The following is an 18,871-nucleotide window of genomic DNA, read 5'->3' as shown; positions in this document are numbered from 1 at the left end:
CTTGACGGTCAGGCGTTTGCCTGCAGCCATTCCTTGAACGAGATAATCTCTCCATTGCGCGTCTCATCCGGGCGGCAAAGCTCCACCACCAATGGCGCAAGGTCTTCGGGCGTTGGCAGCGTCTCAGGGTCTTCCCCTGGCATGGCCTTGGCGCGCATCCCCGTGCGGATCGGACCAGGATCGATCAGGTTTGTCCGGATGGTGAAGGTTTCCTGCTCCGCCGCATAGGTGAGCATGAGCGCCTCAAATGCCGCTTTTGTCGCCGAATAGGGAGCCCAGAAGGGGACGAACTTCCGTGCACGGCCTGATGTGATGCCGACGATATGGGCGTGCGAGCTGGCTCGCAGCAGGGGATCAAGACCGGCAAGCAGCGAAAGATTGGCATGCACATTGACCGCAAAGGCATTGTGCCAGACCTTCGCGGGGATATCACTGACCGGGGTCAACTCTCCCAGCACACCGGCATTGGCGACCAGCGCGTCAATACGGCCAAACCGATCGGCGAGGGCGGCGGGGAGGCGCGACAGCGCTTCCTGTTCGGCGAGGTCGACCGGTATAAGCGTCGCGCTGCCGCCGGCTGCGGCGATCTCGTCATCAAGCTCCTCCAGAGCGCCAACCGTACGGGCGAGGGCGATAACATGATAACCTGCCGTACCAAGGGCGAGGGCCGCCGCGCGGCCAATGCCGCGTGATGCGCCGGTGACGAGGGCGATATTCTGATCAGAGCTGTTCACGGATAGCCTTTGCTGTGTCTTCCAGATCGGCGGGGTCGGCCATCTTGTGTGCGTGACTGCCGACGGCCTCGCCCTCCCAGACCGGAATGATGTGGAAGTGAAGGTGGAAAACGCTCTGCCCGGCGGGAGCGCCGTTATACTGCACGATGCGGAAACCATCAGGTTTCAGGGCACGGACGATAGCGTCGGCGACCTCTTTGGCCGCCAGGATCATGCGGGTCAGGGCGGCAGGCGGCACGTCGAGCAGATTGACCGCGTGCGCCGTCCTGGAGATCACGAGGGCGTGGCCTTTTGTCTGCGGAAACGCGTCCATGAGGACCAGCACTTCATCATCTTCGAGAATTTTGACGGCCGGGATCTCACCGCGAATAATCTTGGCGAAGACATTGTCGCTGTCATATCGGGTCTGCAGGCTCATGGCTCATCCTGTTCATCATCGTTGGCAGGTTGCTTATGCCCGCATTCAGCGCAACGTAAAGACCGGGTGCCCGGCGCGAAGGGAAAGAAAAACCCGATCAGCAGGTGCAGGATCGGCACGCGGCCGTCGCGAATACGGCGGAGGCGGGTCGATCTGCAAATCTCGCACTGGCCAAAGGCGCTGTGCGTTTCGCGGATATCGCGCAGCAGCGCTTCACACTGAAAGGCGTTTTTCTGCGCGGTGATCAGCCGATATCCCTGCAGGCCAATGCGCATTTCCGGCATCGCGGTCAGCGCATGCTGATCGGCCACCTGCACATCAAAACCATGACTGCGCAGATAGCCGGCGGCGACGTGGGCTTCTTCCGGATCGTAAAATCGCGCAATCGTCGCATAGGTGGTCATCGCTATCTTTTACCTGCTTTGAACCAGTTGGCCCGTTTTGGGAAAGCGCACATTAACCGCTCGATGATAGCATGGAAAACAACCGCAAAAATGCGAGGGGACCATGCGCCAGATACTCTATGTCAGTTCAGCGACGCCGGAATTCGATGAAGGCGACCTGGCCAGGATTCTGGAAGCCTCGCGCCGGAAAAATTCCCGCGTCGAAGTCACTGGCATGCTGCTTTATGCGGAAGGCGTTTTTTTCCAGGTTCTCGAAGGGCCCGAAGATGCGGTCCAGGCATTGTTCAACCGCTTGGCAGGCGATCCTCGTCACACGGGCGTCATCACAATGATGAGCCGGTACATCACCGCTCGCGATTTTCCGAACTGGTCCATGGGGTTTGAGAAACGCAGCACGCTTGAAGAACTGCCGCCAGCATTCTTTGAATTGAGCGCCAAGGCGCTGGAAAATAAAGTGGCGGGCAGCTCCTCGGTTGAAGTGGTAACGCTTCTGCGGACGTTCGCGAGAACGACTTTCGCCGCCACGGCCTGACCCTATCCTCGTCGAAACGGCGTAAATTCGCCCAGATAATTGATTTCCGCATCGACCTCGGTGGCTTCTGCCTCAAGGTACTGCGCGACGGCCTGTCGAAAGCCTTCGTCACGAATAACATGCGCTGAATAAATTGTGGACGGACGATATCCGCGGGCGATTTTGTGTTCGCCTTGCGCGCCAGCGTCCACATGCGTCAGGCCATGGGCCAGGGCGTAGTCAATCGCCTGATAATAGCACAGCTCAAAATGCAGGAAAGGGACGTGCTCCGTGCACCCCCAATACCGCCCGAACAGTGTATCTCCGCCGATAAAATTCAGCGCCCCGGCGATTGGCCGATCCCCTCGTTTCGCAAAGACGAACAGCATCCTGTCCGCCATCCTCTCTGTTACCATCGAGAAAAACGTCCGCGTCAGGTAAGGGGTGCCCCATTTGCGCGCGCCTGTGTCCTGATAGAATGTCCAGAAATGGTCGAGGTGATCTTCGGTGATGTCTCGGCCGGTGATCCACTCAATATCAAGGTCCGACTGTGCGATCGCCGCACGCTCCTTGCGCAGGTCCTTGCGTTTGCGGGAGGACAGGGCGGCCAGAAAACCGCCCCAGTCGCCAAAGCCTTCATCGGTGAAATGGAATTGCTGTCCTTTGCGGATCAGATATCCCGCGACTTCCAACGCCGCGACCTGGCCTTTGTCCGGAAAATTGAGGTGAAGGGACGATACGCCCATCTCATCACTGACCTGCGCCGCGGCCGCTGCAAGGGTCGCTTGTGTCTCTGGGCGGCAGAGCAGGCGCGGACCGGTCGCAGGCGTAAATGGAATGGCCGCAAGAAGCTTGGGGTAATATCGCCCGCCGGCCCGCTGATAGGCTTCTGCCCAGGCGTGGTCGAAAATGTATTCGCCCTGGCTGTGGCCCTTCAGATAGAGAGGAAGCGCGCCGATCGGGTTGTCACCGTCAGACAGGACCAGATGTTGAGGGCCCCAGCCTGTCTCGGGCCGCACCGAGCCTGATTTTTCGAGCGCATCGAGGAAGTCGAACGCCGTGAAGGGATAATAGGGCTGTCCCGTCAGGCCGGCGAGGTTGTCCCAGACCTCCTTGCAAATATCGGCAATGGATCGATGGGTGGCGACGGTCAGGGTATCGTTGGGCACAGGCAGTCTCGGTTTGGCAACTTCATCCGATATAGGCGCCCATCGCGTTTCTGGCTTCCGCCTAGTCGAGAGAAACAGGATTTGCCGCAGGCCAGTCTGTGTCCCCGATGCGTTTCAGCGTCATCTCGATGGTTTTGACCGGGGCCATGCCGTCGCGGACGTAGTGGCCTGTTTCATGCCAGTCATCGCCTTCAATGACGGCGTTATAGACAATTTTGGCATTAGGGCCGGCCGGGATCTCCCATGCAAAGCCGTTTTCCGTGGCGTTGAAGGGGTAGGTCCCACTGAAACCCATGGCGTAGGAGCGAAAATCATAGGCGGCGGTGGCGGGATTCCAGCTGACAATGCCCATGGCGTTGAACTCGGTCTCGCCGTCGGCGTCATAACCGTGGCCTTCGACGACCAGTATGTCGCCCTGGAGCATCGTCCCGACGCGCTCGGTCTGGGTCAGTGTCTGGGGGCCGGTCTGGCTGTAGATTGTGGCCGTGCCGCGCCATTCGCCCTTCATGAAATCAAGGGCTTCGATATGCGATGCCTGTCCGCCGATTTGCGGCATGGGCTGCGCGAATGCCGCTCCGGCGGTGGCCATGAGGGCGACGGCAAGAAGGCTGGATAAAGGACGCATGATGATCTCTCCTATCGGTTTGCAAAACAAACGATAGCACGGTCTGGTTTGTATCGCAAACCGCAAGCAGGGCCTTGCGGGGGCGGCGGTCGGCTCTATTGTGCGGCCCAAAGGAGACCCCATGCACGACATTCGCGCCATCAAGGAAAACCCGGAACGCTTCGACCGCGATATGGAGCGGCGGGGCGCGTCCTATCGCGCAGCTGAACTGATCGCCATTGACGCCGACCGCGTTGCCAACACCAAGGCAATGAACGATGCGCAGGCGGAGCAAAAGCAGGCGTCCAAGAAAATCGGCGCAGCGAAGGCCTCCGGTGATGAGGCGGCAGCGCAGGCGGTGATGGCCGAAGTCGCAGCGCTGAAATCAGCCGTGCAGGATCGTGAGGCGAAGGACCGGGAGCTGACCGAACAGCTGCGCCAGGCTCTATTACCCATCCCCAATCTGCTTGCCGACGATGTGCCGGAGGGTGCTGACGAAGACGAGAATGTTGAGGTGCGTCGCTGGCCCGAGGGCCATGACGCGGCGGGTCTGCCTGTATCGGACACCGATCATGTGGCGCTCGGCGAAGCCCTGGGGATGATGGATTTTGAGACGGCGGCAAAAATGTCGGGCTCTCGCTTCGTCATTCTGAAGCAGGATCTGGCAAGGCTCGAACGCGCCATCGCAAATTTCATGTTGTCACTGCACACGGAAGAATTCGGCTATACGGAAATGTCGCCGCCGGTTCTGGTCCTTGGCGATGCACTGGAGGGGACGGGGCAGCTGCCGAAATTTGAGGAAGACCTCTTCAAGGCAGGGCCTGACCATTATCTGACCCCCACCGCCGAAGTGACCCTGACCAACACCGTGCGTGAGGCCGTGCTGTCGGCCGAGCAATTGCCGATGCGCCTGACGGCGTGGACGCAGTGTTTTCGCGCGGAAGCAGGCTCTGCCGGTCGCGACACACGCGGCCTGATCCGTATGCATCAGTTCTCAAAAGTGGAGCTGGTGTCGATCACCGCGCCTGAGGCTTCAGGTGAGGAGCATGATCGTATGACGGGGTGCGCGGAAGAGGTCCTGAAACGTCTCGAGCTGCCCTTCGTGACCAAACTGCTCTGCACCGGCGATATCGGGTTTGGTGCGCTGAAAACCTATGACCTCGAAGTGTGGTTGCCAGCTCAGAAGCGGTATCGCGAGATTTCGTCCTGCTCGAATTGCGGTGATTTCCAGGCGCGGCGGATGAACGCTCGCTACCGGCCAGCCGAAAAGGCGAAGCCTGAATTCGTTCATACACTGAATGGATCGGGGCTCGCTGTGGGCCGGACCATGGTGGCCATTCTGGAGAATTACCAGAATGAGGACGGGTCTATTACGATCCCGAAGGTCCTGGTCCCCTTTATGGGCAAGGCCAAAATCGAAGCAGCAAAGGCCTGACCCATGCGCATATTATGTTCCAATGATGACGGTATCCACTCGCCGGGCCTGATTGCGCTTGAAGAGATTGCTCGTGAGCTGTCTGACGATGTGTGGACTGTCGCGCCCGAAGTCGATCAGTCGGGCATGTCCCGCTCCATCACGCTGACCCGACCCCTAAGGGTGCGGGATGTGGGCGAGCAGCGCTTCGCCGTAGACGGAACACCAACCGACTGCGTACAACTGGGCATCAGTCATCTGGTCGAGGGCCAGCGGCCGGACCTTATCCTGTCCGGCATCAACAATGGTCAGAATATAGCCGAAGATGTGACGGTATCCGGCACCATCGCAGTGGCGTTTCAGGGCATGACGGTGGGCATTCCGTCCATCGCACTTTCGCAAAGCCGTTCTGACCGCGACGCGCCCAAATGGCACACGGCGGTGGCCCATGGTCCGGAAATCATCCGCCGTCTGCTGAAGGCCGGCTGGCCGTCTGATGTGGTGATCAACCTTAATTTTCCCGATGTCGAGCCTGACGAGGTGGCCGGAATCGATGTCGTGGCCCAAGGCCAGCGGGAGAAGGTCGAGCTATACGCGGAAGAGCGGACAGACCTGCGTCAGCGCCGCTATTACTGGTTCGGCTTCTCCGGAGAGAAGACCCTGCCGCCGCCAGACACTGATCTGCGCGCCATTCATGACGGCAAGATCGCCATTACACCGCTGCACCTTGCACTGACCCATGAGGATTCAAAGGCCCAATTGCGCAAGGTCTTCAGCGATCTGTGATCACTCCGCCGCTTCGGCGATGTGCAGGGCGGCGAGATATTTTTCTGACTCAAGCGCGGCCATGCACCCCATGCCGGCGGCCGTCACGGCCTGGCGATAGATTTCATCGGTCACATCGCCTGCAGCGAAGATGCCCGGCACAGATGTGGCTGTCGAATCCGGGGCGGTGACGATGTAGCCGCTCTCTTTCATGTCGAGTTTGCCGTGGAACAGTTCCGTCGCCGGGGCATGGCCGATAGCGACAAACACACCGTGCACGTCAATTGTCACTGGCTCTGCGCCGATGGTCGACGCCAGTTTGACGCCGGTCACGCCGAGCGGATCGCTGTCACCGATGATCTCTTCGACCTGGCGGTTCCACATCACCTCGACCTTGGGGTGCTTCAGGAGCCGCTCCTGCAGGATGCGCTCGGCCCGCAGTTCCTCGCGGCGATGCACCAGCGTCACCTTCTCGGCGAAATTGGTCAGGAACAGCGCTTCTTCAACGGCGGTGTTGCCGCCGCCAATGACGGCGACATTCTTGCCGCGATAGAAGAAGCCGTCGCATGTGGCGCATGCGGATACGCCAAAGCCCTGGAATTTCTGTTCAGACGGCAGGCCCAGCCACTTGGCCTGCGCTCCGGTGGCGATGACGATCGCGTCGGCGGTATAAACGCGGCCGGAATCGCCGATGGCGCGGAAGGGCCGGACCTGGGTGTCCACCTCAGTGATGATGTCATTCATCATCTTGGTGCCCACATGCTCGGCCTGCTTCTGCATCTGTTCCATCAGCCACGGGCCTTGGATCACATCGGCGAAGCCCGGATAATTCTCGACATCGGTGGTGATGGTCAGCTGGCCGCCCGGCTGCAGGCCCGCAACGAGTGTCGGCTCCAGCATCGCCCGCGCTGCATAGATCGCGGCTGTATAACCGGCAGGGCCCGATCCGATGATCAGGAGTTTGGAGTGCAGCGTTTCGCTCATGGCGGTCACTTTCATCTGGTCCGAGAAGGCAGCGAATGTACGGTGCCCGCAGAAGGGTTCAAGCCCCTATGGGGTTTTATGCCGCGATCGGCACCCTACTTTATCTGATGAAGACAGGAGATCACCATGGGCAAACCAGTCACCATCACCCTCGACCATGACCTCGGCATTGCTGGCGCGCGCCAGCGCATCGACGAGCAGTTCGACAGCCTGAAGGAAAGCATTACCGGCAACATGATGCTGAAATTCGATCGTCACTGGGAGGGCGACCGGATGAGCTTCACCGCGCGGGGCATGGGCCAGAAGGTCTCCGGCGATATTGATATTTTCCCAAAGCATGTGCGGATCGTCATCATCCTGCCAACGATCCTCGCCAGCATGGCCGAGGCCGTGAAGGGGCGGGTGGAGAAAAAGGGTCAGATCCTGCTGGAGGACAAGTCCAAGGCCAAGACCTGATCCCGCTACCCGCGACGGGACTCGAGTAAGTCCAGCGCGTGCCTGGCGACCCGGTCCGTCTCGCGCACGGGCTCGTACGACCAGTCCGCGGACAGATCAGCGCCTGCGTTGATGACTTGGCGGTCAGCCAGACTGGCATGAAAGCGCTGCCATTTCGGTGCGCCGCCCTCCATGGGAAGGAGGTGGACCGGCTTTCCAGTGAATGCCGCGTCTGTCAGCATATTGGCGGATTCTTCGGTCACCCAAAGGCGCGAGGCGAGGCCGAGCATGCCCAGATAGGGGTTCTCGACGGCCGCTATAGGCTTGCCGTCCCAGATGAAGCTGCGCGCCGGGTCAAGCGCTGCGTTGAGCCGATCAATAGCGGACGCCGGGGTTCGCCGTGATGGCGAGATCACCAATCCGTACCCGGCCGCATGCGCGGATTGCAGCACGCTGATGACCTGATCCAGCACGGCATCGGTGAGCTGATAGTCCTTGCTGTCTCCGCCCAACAGCACCGCGCCGTAGGGCTGGGGGAGAGGGGGGAGCAGTGGCGCTAGCGCATGAGCGGCCTGTGCCAGTCCTTCTACCGTCAGGCGATTGGGTGAGCCCAGGATCGGATAGACATTCGGACCGCTGACTTGGTCATGCAGCGGCGGGACCACCAGATCGAACTGATCGAGCGGCGCGCGAGGGTCTTGCGTCTGAATGACCAACGGACCTTTGCCGTGCACGGCGCCCGACAGGGGAATGGTCCGCCGGCCACAGGCAATCCAGATATCGGGCAGCGGTGGACCCAGCGGGTCGCTGTCCTTTGACAGGCGGTTTAGCGGTGAAGGCCAGAGCCGACCGGGCAGCTGGTCGAAAGGCCACTGAATTGCGATGCGCTTGGTGGTGATGACGGCTGGCCGCTGGCGCGCGATGGCTTCGGCGAGGCCAAGTGCCTGATTTTCCATCCCGCGGCGCCCATCGGAAATCGCCCAGATATTCAGGGGGTCGCTGTTGGTCATTCGAAGGTCTATACCGCCCTCCATGGCCGAAGTCCTCTTTTATCACCTCGAAAGATCAACCCTTGCCGAGGTCCTGCCGGATCTTCTTGAGCGTACTCTTGATAGGGGCTGGCGGGCCCTTGTCAAAACGGGAAGTGCCGAAAGCGCCGAGGCGCTCGATGCCCTTTTGTGGACCTATCGCGACGACAGTTTTCTGCCCCATGCGGCGGGCGGGAAGGATGCGCGCCAACCCATCTGGATCACCTCCGAGGAAACCGATGAAGGCCGCGATGTTCTTTTTCTCGTCAGTGGGGGAGCGGTGCCGCCCGAGAGCTTCGCGAGCTACACGCGGACAGTGGTGATGTTTGACGAGGGCGGCGCACCCGATGCCCGGACCACGTGGAAAGCCGTCAAGGCGGCCGGCTATGATGCCACTTACTGGCGGCAGAATGGCGCCGGGAAATGGGAGAAGGCGGCCTGAGCCACCTACTCTTTATTCGTCCTCGGACGGTTCTTCTTCACGCTCGTTCTGATTGACAACACCGCCCGCAATCGGCGGGAAGGCAAGTTCGTCATAACGCTCAAAGGCGAGGGGACGCAGCGCCGGACGGTTCATCAGATTAGGTCCGCCGCCATCCTCGAGAGACACCTGCATCAGAGCTGGCGCAGGCGGGAAAATACCGATCGATGATGGCCTATTCCCGCCCCGGGTCAGGTCCTGGGACAGATATCCGCCGAGTGGCTCACCGGAGAGACGGGCGCGATAGACCTGTGTATTCTCAAGCACGCGCATCACGTAGTTGCGGGTTTCCGAGAAGGGAATCAGCTCGACCCAGTCGATGGGGTCTACGGACGGGTCACGCGGATCTCCGTACTCACGGATCCACCGGTCAACCCGGTGCGGCCCCGCATTATAGCCTGCCAGCACCATGATGTAGGAGCCGTTGAACCGCTCAAGCAGATGTTTGAGGTGCGCAGCACCAATGGTCAGGTTGTAGTTCGGGTCGCTCATCAGGCGTGATGAGGAAAAGGGCAGGCCTTCCTTGCGCGCCGTCAGCTTTGCCGTTGAATCGAGAAGCTGCATCAGGCCACGCGCACGGGCGCTGGAATAGGCAACAGGGTTGAACTCCGATTCCTGGCGCGAGAGGCCGAGGATAAGGGCGTGTTCAGCGTAATCTGTGGCGCTGCTGGGCACGGGATACAGGGGATAGATCACCCCAGGAACTTCCGTCCCGTTATTCCGGGCAACCTTCCCGGCACGGACGGCCAGGTAGTATTTGCGCTCTCCCAGAACAAGATCAGCATAGGCGGACACATCGCCTTCGCTATCGATCTGATCATCAAGGGCACGGGCAAACCGGTCAAAATGCGTGTCCTCATTGATCTCGGCCAGAATGCGCATGGCGTGGACCATCGGGCGCGCCTCGAACAGGGTCAGCGCATCCGCGCCGACCGCCTGCGGTTCAGGAAACACGGTAGCGGGCGCCTGATCCCCCAATTCTTCGATCGCCAGCAGACCGTAATAGGCAAAAGGATAGGCCGCCGCGGCCCGATAGTGCTGGTTGGCGGTTTCCTGATCCCCGCTGGCTGACCATGCACGGCCGAGCCAGTATTCACCCCGTGACAGGCTGATGGGCGATGACACATTGGCGGTCAGAAACGCGAAATGCGCTTTCGCGCTTTCCGGGTCATTCAGAAAACGCAAGGCCAGCCAACCGGCCATGAATTCCGCTTCGGAAAATTCATTACCCCGCTCAAGACCGGAATAGGCTGACAGGGTATAGGCATCGGCAAAGCGGCCAGTCTTCAGCGCCCAGCGGGCGAGAAGTTTGCGTTCATAGTACCACGCCTCGGGATAGCGCAGGCCTTCCTGGTCCAAGGGCGCGAGGCTGGCATAGACGACGGCTTCGTCATCCTTGTCGAGCCGGCGGTGGTACCGCGTCATCGCGTGCAGGACGCCACTGTCATTCCGGCTGCTTTCTGCCAGGCCAGTGTACAGGGACGGCCCGTTGCGGTCGCCCTTCAGAAGAGCGATGCGCGTCATCGCCTCGGCGCGCTGGACGGCCGGCAGGTAATTGAGAAGACGCTCAGTATCGGTGGCGCGAATATCGAACAATTGCCGGTCAGCCTTAGCCCAATGATCCGCGGGCGTCAGATCGCTGCCGAACTCATTGATGATGGAGCGTTCATCCGTGCTCGTCCAATTATAGTCAATCCAGGCCGTTCGGAGCTGGGAGAGACCGGCATCCCGTTTGCCTGTGGCAAAGAAGGCGCGCGCCAGATGCAGATGGCCATCGCCTGTAAGCGGATCTCGCTTGTCGAAAAAGGCGAGGATCGTGTCGGCTGGTGTATTGCGATCGAAATCGGATTCCGCATTGCGCTGCATGCGGCTGTCGTCCGGCCAACCCAGATGCGTATCAAGAAACTCGCCGATCTGCGTTGGCGTGACGTCCGGCGCCGAGGAGCGCAAATAGGCCCAGTCCGCGACCGACCGCGCGACCTGGTCCTTGATCGACTGTCGCAGATCGTTGGCTTCGCTGTACCGGCGATGATCCAGCGCATCAAAGCATGCATCGAGCAGTGCCTTGTCCGACTTTGAAATATAGGCGGAAACCGGTGCCTCAGGTTTCACCCGGGGCAGAGGCGGTGCGGCAATGGCGCTGTCGGCGGACAGCGCACTGAACGGACCACCCAGAACCGAAATGAGGGCAGCGAATAGATATTTGTGGCGCATAAGGTCACTCTGTACGCTTGAAACACTTATGTAGCACGACTGGCCATGTTTCCAAATGATCGCCACGAGAAGCGCTTGCGTGTTCGCCGCTGTCAGCTTACCCACACGCCCTATGAATTATGCCGCTTCTTCTGCACGTGACTGGCTGAAAGGCTCGTTCACCGCCCTCGTGACGCCGTTCAAGGATGGCGCTGTCGATTTTGACGCCTTTGATCGCCTGCTTGAGCGCCAGCTCGCCGGCGGTACCCACGGCGTCGTGCCTGCTGGAACAACGGGAGAGGGCTCGACCCTGACGGTTGAGGAGCAGATTGCGATCATCAGGCGGTGCGTCAGCGTAGTGGCGGGCCGGGTGCCGGTTATCGCTGGCGTTGGTGCCAATGACACGCCAACCGCGCTGCGCCTTGCGAAGGCCGCAGCTGAGGCTGGGGCTGATGGTCTGCTCGCCGCAACGGGGTATTACAATCGCCCTTCTCAGGCGGGGCTGATCGCCCATTACACAAAGCTGGCCGAGGCGACGGACCTGCCGATCGTTCTTTATAACGTCCCCGCGCGGACAGCTTCGGATATCTCGGTCGACACCATGGGCGTGTTGGCTGAAAATCCGCGGATCGTCGCGCTGAAGGATGCGACCTCGGTTCTCGCGCGGGTCGCGCGTCAACGGCTCTCTTGCGGCTCTGATTTTGTCCAATTGTCCGGCGAAGACTGCACCGCTGTCGGCTTCAACGCCATGGGCGGGCAGGGGTGTATCTCGGTCACGGCCAATGTGGTGCCGGACCTCTGTGCACAGATGCAGTCGGCCTGTCTTGATGGGCGCTGGGATGAGGCCGTGGCGCTGCAGGACCGGCTCACACCGCTGCATGATGCGCTTTTTGCGGATACGAGCCCCGGTCCGGTAAAATATGCATTGAGCTGTCTTGGTCTCATCGCAAATGAGCTGCGCCTGCCGCTGGTCCCGGCCTCGGACGAGGCGCGGGCAGCGGTCGATGCCGCGCTTTCAGGTCTTGATCTGATCTGACGGGGCGAAGCGCTTCTAGTTATAGAAGCACTTCTCTTTGCCATTGCCCTGATCATAGCAGCGCCCCTGGGTGTCCACGGGCCGACGATAGGCGGGCGGTTTGCGGCTGGTCATCTGTACACGGGCGGCATATTCGGCATTGGCCTTGTCCTGCACCGCCTGCTGCCCGGCATAAATGTTCGCGGCCCATGGCCAGACCAGATTGCATTCATAGCTGTCTGAGCCGAACCGGCGGCAGATATCGTTAGCGTCCGCCGTGCTCGGCAGGCGACCATTCTGGCGCCAGTAATAGCCAAGGTATTTCCCGCCCTCGATCCGGGCGACCATCCAGAAATCCGTACCGGCTGTCTTGCCGCCCCGCGCCATCAGGGCATCGGCATAGGCTTTTCTGATTGCTGCTTCTTCGGCGGCATATTTCTCCCAGTTGCGCGCACGCTCTGCAACGCGCTCATTTTCCAGCGCGGCGGCGATATTGAGGGCCGTCATCTTGTCTTTTGGATCGTCGGCTGTCTGTTCACGCTTGTCGCGCTTTGCCGTGTGGAAGCGACCATTGGCATTTTCTCCGTAGACGAAATACCAGTCTGTGATGCCGCTGGCGGATTTGGTCACCTCATCGTTGAAGAATTTGGCGAAGACGCCATACCTGTCCATGAAAACGTCAGGTTTCCTGCCTGCAGCTTCCTCAAAGGCGGCTGCCAATTTTCCATAATCGCTGCGGCCAACCCAAACATCGGCAATGATGTCCCCATTCTTGCCGAGCATGGCGGCATTGGCCGGATGCAGATTCCAGTTTGCTGCTGAAGGATTGTACCAGTGGTACCAGTTGTCTTCCCCATTGCTGTACAGAACACCCCACGCCCGGACGACCTCACGCTCGGCGTCCTTCCAGACGGGAACGACGCCCACGAGGTTTTCATCCGTGATCGGATTGCCATTCTCATGATAGGCCAGATAGACCTCTGGCCCGAACATCTCGCCATTATAGCCGGGGAGTGTAGCGACCTGTTCAACCACTGCCGGTTGCGACTTCCACATTTCCGGCGCCATGTCTTCTCTGGTGTGGAAACGGATATACTCGATTTCATTCCCCAGCCGTTCCACCTCGCGCGTGCGCGGATTGAACCAGACGGAGCCTTGCCGGCGATCTGCAATCTCGACCTTGACGGTGGCGAGCGGTGCGTCGCCAAATTTATAGAGCCAGAGGTCCTTTTCTCCGACGGCGCGGATGACGTCCGGTACTTTCAGCTCGATCTCGGCATTGCGATCCAGCATGAGCATGTCTGCAAGATGGTCCGCACGACCATTGGTGAAAAAATAGGTCAGATACGGTTTGTCAGCAGCACCGCCGCCGCGTTCGCTGACGTTGAATGTGCCGGGGGGAAGATCTCTGTACGTCTGGGTCTTGCCCATCGTGACGAGTTTCCATTCCCCATTCATCCGTTCGACCACCGCCCACTGATCATTGACCGGCCTGATGGTGCGGTAGAGTGGCGGTAAGTAGATCTTCCTGCCGTCCGCATCGGTCAGGCCGCGGGCAAAGGATGATGTGGTGACCGATGCCATGGGCCAGTTCTGGTGGCGCGGCTCATTGAAATAGGCGTTTCTGTACTGCTCAACCGTGATGCCTTCCTCTTTCAGAAGGTCGATCAATTCATCTTCGGTCGGCTTGAAGACGGTACGGCGCAGAAGAGTGGTGCCGCCATCGGTTTCGACCCACAAATCTTGCGGATAGACGCAGGTGCGTTTCTTGATGATCCGGATGCAGTTGTCATAGGGAAACAACTCCTTCTTGTCCTTGGCGAAGGCCGTGCCCTGGACGGAAAATGAGGTCGACAACGTCGCAATCATTGCAACGACAATAGCTTTGAACACAGTCTGCAGGTCCCCTTTACGTCGGCTGATCCTAACTAACAGCGGCGAAGGGCGTCAAAACATACCCGTTTCAGGGGATAGCGCGCCGTGCTTGGCTTGTCTGGATGCCGGGCAATGTCTATCTCCTCGTGCTCAACGAAAGAGGGCGATGCATGGCTGCGCAGAAGAAAAAGAAGGAAGCTCCGGCCCGCCAACAGATCGCGGCGAACAAACGTGCGCGCTTTGAGTACAAGCTCGATGATGTCATCGAGGCCGGGATTGTCTTGACGGGAACGGAAGTGAAGGCGCTTCGCGAGGGCAAGGCAAATATTGCCGAGAGTTACTGCTCCCCTGAAAACGGGCCAAACGGTGCCGAATTCTGGCTGATCAACGCCAACATACCCGAATATTCTGGCGGCAATCGCGAGAACCATGAGCCCAAGCGACCGCGAAAGCTGCTGCTCAGCCGCCGGCAGATTGCGAACCTGACCGGCGCGGTGGAGCGCAAGGGCTTCACTGTCGTGCCGTTAAAAATGGTGTTTAACGATCGCGGACTGGTCAAACTCGATATTGCGCTCGCTGAGGGCAAGCAGCTTCATGATAAGCGCCAGACATCGAAAGATCGCGACTGGGGGCGGCAGAAGCAGCGCCTCCTGCGCGACCGCGGCTGACCTCCAATTCTCCAAGTGACTGGTTTCGCAGTGGAAAGTGGACTGCGGCACGGTTGATTGCCTTTGTCTGCACGCAAGCATATATTGCTCGTCGAAGCATATCCTGTCGGTCCTATTCGGCCCGCCGCTCAGCTGAGCCAGGGACCTTTGGCGTGCGCGCAATGAGCTATTGCTTATGGCGTGGAAATGCCTCATGCTGGAACTCCCGAAAGATAGCTTGGCGACGGACTACCGACCTTACGGTCCTGACTTCCTACCCGATCTGACTTTCTGCCTCGTCGTCGGAGGCGATTGTCGCACTCGATGGCATTACTACCGGGTAAGGAGAATGGCCCATGGCCAAAGGCACTGTTAAATGGTTCAACGGCGAAAAAGGCTACGGCTTTATTCAGCCTGATGAAGGTGGTTCGGATATTTTCGTCCACATCTCTGCTGTCCAGCAAGCTGGACTTCAAGGTCTGAAAGACGGCCAGCGCATCACGTACGATCTGGTGACAGACCGTCGTGGCCGCAGTTCAGCTGGCGAGCTTCAGCTCGAAGACTGAGCTTCATCAGAGCCATAATTGAAGAGCGGCGTCTTTCGGGGCGCCGTTTTTTTGTGCGCGTATGACGCGAACTAGACGACGGAGCCGGGCTCAACCCCGAATGTTGCGCGTAGTTCGTTCGTAAGCTGACGATAGGATGCCTTGGGCTTCAGGCCGATAAAGTGCATCACCGATGGGCTGTGCTGCACCGTGCCAAAGGGCAGTATGCGGCGCAAAAGACCCATATCTGAAGGCTTTTCCACGAATACCTGATCATTGGCCAGATCCGCTTCGTACCGTCTGGCGCCCCAGCTCGTGACCATGATAGAGCCTTCTTTCGGCGTATATTTGAGCGGTGGGATGTCCAGCCTGCCCATGGCAGCGCCGAGGAACAGCTCGTCCGCATACTGCTTTTCGCCGTTGGCATTGGCAATGCCGTTCAGCTGGTTGTGGAAATAGCGGTTGGCGGTCTCAAAGAAAGCCTCGGCTTCCGCACCCTTTTCAAAGTAGAAAACCCCGCTGTTCATCTGAACGAGATAGGGGATTTCCAGGGTATCGATGAGCGTCTTGATGTCCTGGCCATACCATTGGCCATTGATGCGTTTTTCGCCAGCAACCGTGAAGGCGTGCCCTTCGGCCTTTAGCCAGTGTCGGCCCATGTCCCCCTTCACGATGAGGCAGTCGCCATCGAGAAACATTGTTTTGTCATAGGGACTGAAGGGATACAGGCGCAGCTTGTTGGCGAAGCCCTTATATTGCGGGTCGATCGGCATGGTGATGACCTGATCGAAGAACGGGGTCATATGGGCAATATCGCGTTGCCCGTCATGGATCAGCGAAATCGGCCGATCCGGATCCTTCAGCCGCACAGACAGGGCAACATTCAGCGCCAGCTCAAAATAGCGCTGTTCGCCGAACGCAAGTGTAACGTACCCTGCCGTCATTATTCGATGTCCTATATACCGTCGTGGTCTTGCTGCACCTTCATACGCGGAAGAGCGGCCGGTCCAAAGCCCCATTTATGGCGACGCGAATCCGCATTTTGGGGCTTTGTTTGCAGGTGCGGCATCGGCTAAGCGCAGCCTATGACTTTGTGGGAACGCATACGGGCGCTGCTTGCCGAGGCGCAGGATCGAACATTGGGCGCGGTAATGGATGCCATGGAGCGCCGCCGCAAATCGCGCGACGCGGCCATCTTCTCCATCGCGCTGATCGCCTTGTCGGCCAAAATGGCGAAAGCTGATGGTGTCGTCACCGATGATGAAATCGCCGCCTTTCGGTCATTCTTTAATTACCCCGCCGATGAGGAAAGCAAGGTCCGGACGGTCTTTACTCTCGCGATGGAGGATGTCGCGGGATTTGACAGCTATGCAAAACAGGTTGGCAAGCTGTTCCATGACGAGCCTGTGATCCTTGAAGATGTGCTTGATTGCCTTTTCTTCGTCGCACTGGCTGATGGCGTGCTGCATCCTCAGGAGACAGCGCTTCTCGACATGGCCGCAAATGCGTTTTCGCTGAACCAGGCGGCCTGTCGCCGGATCAAGGCCGCGCATCTTGGTGCCGAGAAAGAGGACCCCTATGTCATTCTCGGCGTCGACCACGGTGCGAGCGTGGAAGAAGTTCGGCGGGTCTACCGGACGCTCGCCAAGGAGAACCACCCCGATGCGCTGATCGCACGCGGCGTTCCGGAAGACCTGGTTCAGATTGCAGAGCACCGCATGGCCGTCATCAACAGCGCCTATGAACGGGCCATGGCGGAGTTGCAGTCGTGACGACCTTGGCGATGTGGCAGGTCGATGCGTTTGCAGCGCGTATTTTCACCGGCAATCCAGCCGCCGTGTTGATCCTGCAGAGTTGGCTGCCGGATGAGACCATGCTGTCCATCGCCGCGGAGAACAATCTTGCTGAAACCGCGTTTGTCGTGGCCGAGGGCGAAGGGCGAGTATGGACTGCGATGGTTCACGCCGGGTGCGGAGGTGCCGCTTTGCGGCCACGCGACGTTGGCGGCCGCCCATGTGCTGTGGACCGAGACGGACGAGACCGCAGATCGCCTGACCTTCAGTACGCTTTCCGGTCCGTTGTTCGTTGAGCAGACTGAAGATGGCTATCGGCTCGACTTTCCGGCGGACCCTCCTGTGCCAATCGATGTGCCAGAAGGGCTGTCGGACGCCCTTGGCGTCGTGCCTGAAGAGATGCTGGCCGGCCAATATCTGATGGCGGTCCTGAAAGATGCCGATGCGGTACGGACCTTGTCGCCAGACCTGATGGCACTTGCCAGTGTGCGTAGCCATCGCGGGCACGGCGTCGCAGAAGACTGTCTGTGCGTGACCGCGCCGGGAGAGGGCGATATCGATTTCGTCTCCCGCTTTTTTGGACCAACCGTGTCGATCACTGAGGACCCGGTGACGGGGTCAGCTCACTGTATGATGACGCCTTACTGGGCCGACCGTTTCGGCAAAACAAAGCTGTCCGGCTTCCAGGCGTCCGCGCGTGGCGGTCATGTCGGCTGTGAACTGGCCGGCGATCGCGTCCTGCTGAGCGGCCAGGCCGTCACCTATATGCGCGGCGATATCACGATCTGACGGCGGTCCGGCGTTGCAGCTTGGCGCGCAGGAAGGCGATGGGACCGGGTTGGGCAATTGCGACACCGGTCAGAATGGCAATCAGTCCGAAAAGGAAGCGCCATTCCAATGTCTCACCGAACATCAGCATGCCCAGGATGATGGCGACCCCCGGCGTCAGATAATTGCCCATCGCCATGAACCCTGCGCCAGCACCACGCACCACATTGATAATCAGGATCGCCGTCAGTCCGGTCGGCACAAGCCCCAGATAGACGATCGCCAGCCATGAACGGATGGAGATGGCAGACTCACGCAAACCCTCGCGGATGGCGAGCGGTGTCGCTGCTATAGCGGCGAGCAGCATGATGGCGACGGCGAAGCTTCGGGCGGCAGCGGGCGGGGCGCGGCGGGTGAGAACACTGGAAATGGCGTAGCCGGTCGTGGCGAGCAGAAGTGCGCCTTGGGCGATGACACTGTCGCTCAGCAGATGGCTCAGCGCGTCTGGGCCGATGAGGATGATGACGCCGAGCGTGCCGGCGGCAAAGCCGGTGATCTTCCGGACGGTCAGGGGCTCGTCCGCAAATGTCGCTGCCAGGATAACGGTCACCAGCGGCATGAATGCCATATAGATGCCCGCCAGCATCGACGAGACATGCTGCTGGGCGAAGGGGAAGAGCGTCATCGGCACAGCATAGCCAGCAAGCCCGATAAACAGAGCAAAGATCCATGACGGAGACAGACGGCCCCCCTCGCGCAAGGGCAGCATCTCACGCCCTGTGGCCTTCATGTAAACAGCCAACATCAGGGTCGCGACCCACAGTCGGCCAGCAGCAACGACAGCCGGCGGAGCGGTCTCCACCGCGATACGGATGCCGGAAAAGGACGACCCGCCGCATACGACAATGATCATCAGGATCAGCCAGTGCTGCGGTGTCGGCGTGATTGATCCCACCGTCGGGCTTTGGGGCGTCGGGGAAAGAGGTGCGCTCGTCATCGCCGCCCCATGGAACGCTGTGCGCGGCCTCGCAAGAGGCCATTTGGGGGATCGGTGATTCGAAGAGGCAATTCTTTCAGATGAAAGGATT

At 59.7% G+C, this 18,871-nt stretch carries 20 protein-coding genes and 1 pseudogene; 10 read left to right on the top strand and 11 right to left on the bottom strand.

Annotated elements, in window-relative coordinates:
- Positions 1 to 8: 8 nt before the first annotated feature.
- The 3 genes from RUI03_RS09440 to RUI03_RS09430 are packed head-to-tail and all read right to left on the bottom strand — an operon-like array spanning position 9 to position 1,556.
- Positions 9 to 734: an SDR family NAD(P)-dependent oxidoreductase gene (locus tag RUI03_RS09440; RefSeq protein WP_317287210.1), complete on the bottom strand. Its 726-nt coding sequence runs from the start codon at positions 732 to 734 to the stop codon at positions 9 to 11.
- Entirely contained in the window at positions 721 to 1,152 is a 432-nt protein-coding gene (locus RUI03_RS09435) for an HIT family protein (RefSeq protein WP_317287209.1), read from the bottom strand. Before RUI03_RS09435 ends, RUI03_RS09440 begins: the two co-directional genes overlap by 14 nt.
- Positions 1,149 to 1,556, bottom strand: coding sequence for a hypothetical protein (locus RUI03_RS09430; protein WP_317287208.1), 408 nt, complete (start codon positions 1,554 to 1,556; stop codon positions 1,149 to 1,151). Before RUI03_RS09430 ends, RUI03_RS09435 begins: the two co-directional genes overlap by 4 nt.
- A gap of 103 nt (positions 1,557 to 1,659) precedes the next feature.
- On the opposite strand from RUI03_RS09430, the gene RUI03_RS09425 reads away from it, so the two are divergent.
- Positions 1,660 to 2,088 (top strand): BLUF domain-containing protein, encoded by a 429-nt coding sequence (locus RUI03_RS09425; protein ID WP_317287207.1) that lies wholly within the window; start codon positions 1,660 to 1,662, stop codon positions 2,086 to 2,088.
- Between the two features lie 2 nt (positions 2,089 to 2,090).
- Here RUI03_RS09425 and RUI03_RS09420 read toward each other — a convergent pair whose 3' ends face one another.
- Together RUI03_RS09420 and RUI03_RS09415 are read right to left on the bottom strand one after the other, a co-directional pair.
- Complete coding sequence (locus RUI03_RS09420; RefSeq protein WP_317287206.1) at positions 2,091 to 3,236, bottom strand: GNAT family N-acetyltransferase; 1,146 nt, start codon at positions 3,234 to 3,236, stop codon at positions 2,091 to 2,093.
- Positions 3,237 to 3,297: 61 nt separating this feature from the next.
- Positions 3,298 to 3,861, bottom strand: coding sequence for a hypothetical protein (locus RUI03_RS09415; protein ID WP_317287205.1), 564 nt, complete (start codon positions 3,859 to 3,861; stop codon positions 3,298 to 3,300).
- 121 nt (positions 3,862 to 3,982) lie between these two features.
- On the opposite strand from RUI03_RS09415, the gene serS reads away from it, so the two are divergent.
- Entirely contained in the window at positions 3,983 to 5,275 is a 1,293-nt protein-coding gene (gene serS, locus RUI03_RS09410; RefSeq protein ID WP_317287204.1) for a serine--tRNA ligase, read from the top strand.
- Between the two features lie 3 nt (positions 5,276 to 5,278).
- Positions 5,279 to 6,040: a 5'/3'-nucleotidase SurE gene (surE, locus tag RUI03_RS09405; RefSeq protein WP_317287203.1), complete on the top strand. Its 762-nt coding sequence runs from the start codon at positions 5,279 to 5,281 to the stop codon at positions 6,038 to 6,040.
- On the opposite strand, the gene trxB is transcribed toward surE, so the two are convergent.
- Complete coding sequence (trxB, locus tag RUI03_RS09400; protein ID WP_317287202.1) at positions 6,041 to 7,003, bottom strand: thioredoxin-disulfide reductase; 963 nt, start codon at positions 7,001 to 7,003, stop codon at positions 6,041 to 6,043.
- Between the two features lie 126 nt (positions 7,004 to 7,129).
- Between trxB and RUI03_RS09395 the strand changes: the two genes are divergently transcribed.
- Positions 7,130 to 7,459: a polyhydroxyalkanoic acid system family protein gene (locus tag RUI03_RS09395; RefSeq protein ID WP_317287201.1), complete on the top strand. Its 330-nt coding sequence runs from the start codon at positions 7,130 to 7,132 to the stop codon at positions 7,457 to 7,459.
- A gap of 5 nt (positions 7,460 to 7,464) precedes the next feature.
- On the opposite strand, the gene RUI03_RS09390 is transcribed toward RUI03_RS09395, so the two are convergent.
- Entirely contained in the window at positions 7,465 to 8,448 is a 984-nt protein-coding gene (locus RUI03_RS09390) for a mitochondrial fission ELM1 family protein (RefSeq protein WP_317287200.1), read from the bottom strand.
- Positions 8,449 to 8,470: 22 nt separating this feature from the next.
- On the opposite strand from RUI03_RS09390, the gene RUI03_RS09385 reads away from it, so the two are divergent.
- Positions 8,471 to 8,908 carry a DNA polymerase III subunit chi gene (locus RUI03_RS09385; RefSeq protein WP_317287199.1) on the top strand — a complete coding sequence of 146 codons (438 nt, stop codon included), beginning with the start codon at positions 8,471 to 8,473 and terminating at the stop codon, positions 8,906 to 8,908.
- Positions 8,909 to 8,920: 12 nt separating this feature from the next.
- Here RUI03_RS09385 and RUI03_RS09380 read toward each other — a convergent pair whose 3' ends face one another.
- The gene (locus RUI03_RS09380; protein ID WP_317287198.1) at positions 8,921 to 11,161 is read right to left on the bottom strand and encodes a lytic transglycosylase domain-containing protein; all 2,241 of its coding nucleotides are present in this window, start codon (positions 11,159 to 11,161) and stop codon (positions 8,921 to 8,923) included.
- Positions 11,162 to 11,273: 112 nt separating this feature from the next.
- On the opposite strand from RUI03_RS09380, the gene dapA reads away from it, so the two are divergent.
- On the top strand, positions 11,274 to 12,176 hold the full coding sequence (gene dapA, locus RUI03_RS09375; RefSeq protein ID WP_317287197.1) for a 4-hydroxy-tetrahydrodipicolinate synthase: 903 nt from the start codon (positions 11,274 to 11,276) through the stop codon (positions 12,174 to 12,176).
- A gap of 15 nt (positions 12,177 to 12,191) precedes the next feature.
- Here the strand turns inward: dapA and RUI03_RS09370 are convergent, their stop codons facing one another.
- Positions 12,192 to 14,048, bottom strand: a complete 1,857-nt coding sequence (locus RUI03_RS09370; RefSeq protein ID WP_317287196.1) for a hypothetical protein — start codon at positions 14,046 to 14,048, stop codon at positions 12,192 to 12,194.
- 152 nt (positions 14,049 to 14,200) lie between these two features.
- Here RUI03_RS09370 and smpB point away from each other — a divergent pair, with 152 nt between their 5' ends.
- On the top strand, positions 14,201 to 14,698 hold the full coding sequence (gene smpB, locus RUI03_RS09365; RefSeq protein WP_317287195.1) for an SsrA-binding protein SmpB: 498 nt from the start codon (positions 14,201 to 14,203) through the stop codon (positions 14,696 to 14,698).
- 335 nt (positions 14,699 to 15,033) lie between these two features.
- Positions 15,034 to 15,243 carry a cold-shock protein gene (locus RUI03_RS09360; RefSeq protein ID WP_317287194.1) on the top strand — a complete coding sequence of 70 codons (210 nt, stop codon included), beginning with the start codon at positions 15,034 to 15,036 and terminating at the stop codon, positions 15,241 to 15,243.
- A 71-nt stretch (positions 15,244 to 15,314) separates the two neighbouring features.
- On the opposite strand, the gene RUI03_RS09355 is transcribed toward RUI03_RS09360, so the two are convergent.
- Entirely contained in the window at positions 15,315 to 16,166 is an 852-nt protein-coding gene (locus RUI03_RS09355) for a hypothetical protein (RefSeq protein ID WP_317287193.1), read from the bottom strand.
- A 141-nt stretch (positions 16,167 to 16,307) separates the two neighbouring features.
- On the opposite strand from RUI03_RS09355, the gene RUI03_RS09350 reads away from it, so the two are divergent.
- The gene (locus tag RUI03_RS09350) at positions 16,308 to 16,994 is read left to right on the top strand and encodes a TerB family tellurite resistance protein (protein ID WP_317287192.1); all 687 of its coding nucleotides are present in this window, start codon (positions 16,308 to 16,310) and stop codon (positions 16,992 to 16,994) included.
- A gap of 11 nt (positions 16,995 to 17,005) precedes the next feature.
- Positions 17,006 to 17,804: pseudogene (locus tag RUI03_RS09345) on the top strand (PhzF family phenazine biosynthesis protein).
- Here RUI03_RS09345 and RUI03_RS09340 read toward each other — a convergent pair.
- Positions 17,794 to 18,780, bottom strand: coding sequence for a DMT family transporter (locus tag RUI03_RS09340; RefSeq protein ID WP_317287190.1), 987 nt, complete (start codon positions 18,778 to 18,780; stop codon positions 17,794 to 17,796). The pseudogene RUI03_RS09345 and the gene RUI03_RS09340 overlap by 11 nt on opposite strands.
- Between the last annotated feature and the right edge of the window lie 91 nt (positions 18,781 to 18,871).

This window comes from Parvularcula sp. LCG005 (genome assembly GCF_032930845.1).
GTDB lineage: Bacteria > Pseudomonadota > Alphaproteobacteria > Caulobacterales > Parvularculaceae > Parvularcula.
This window is presented reverse-complemented; position numbering and strand designations above follow the sequence as displayed.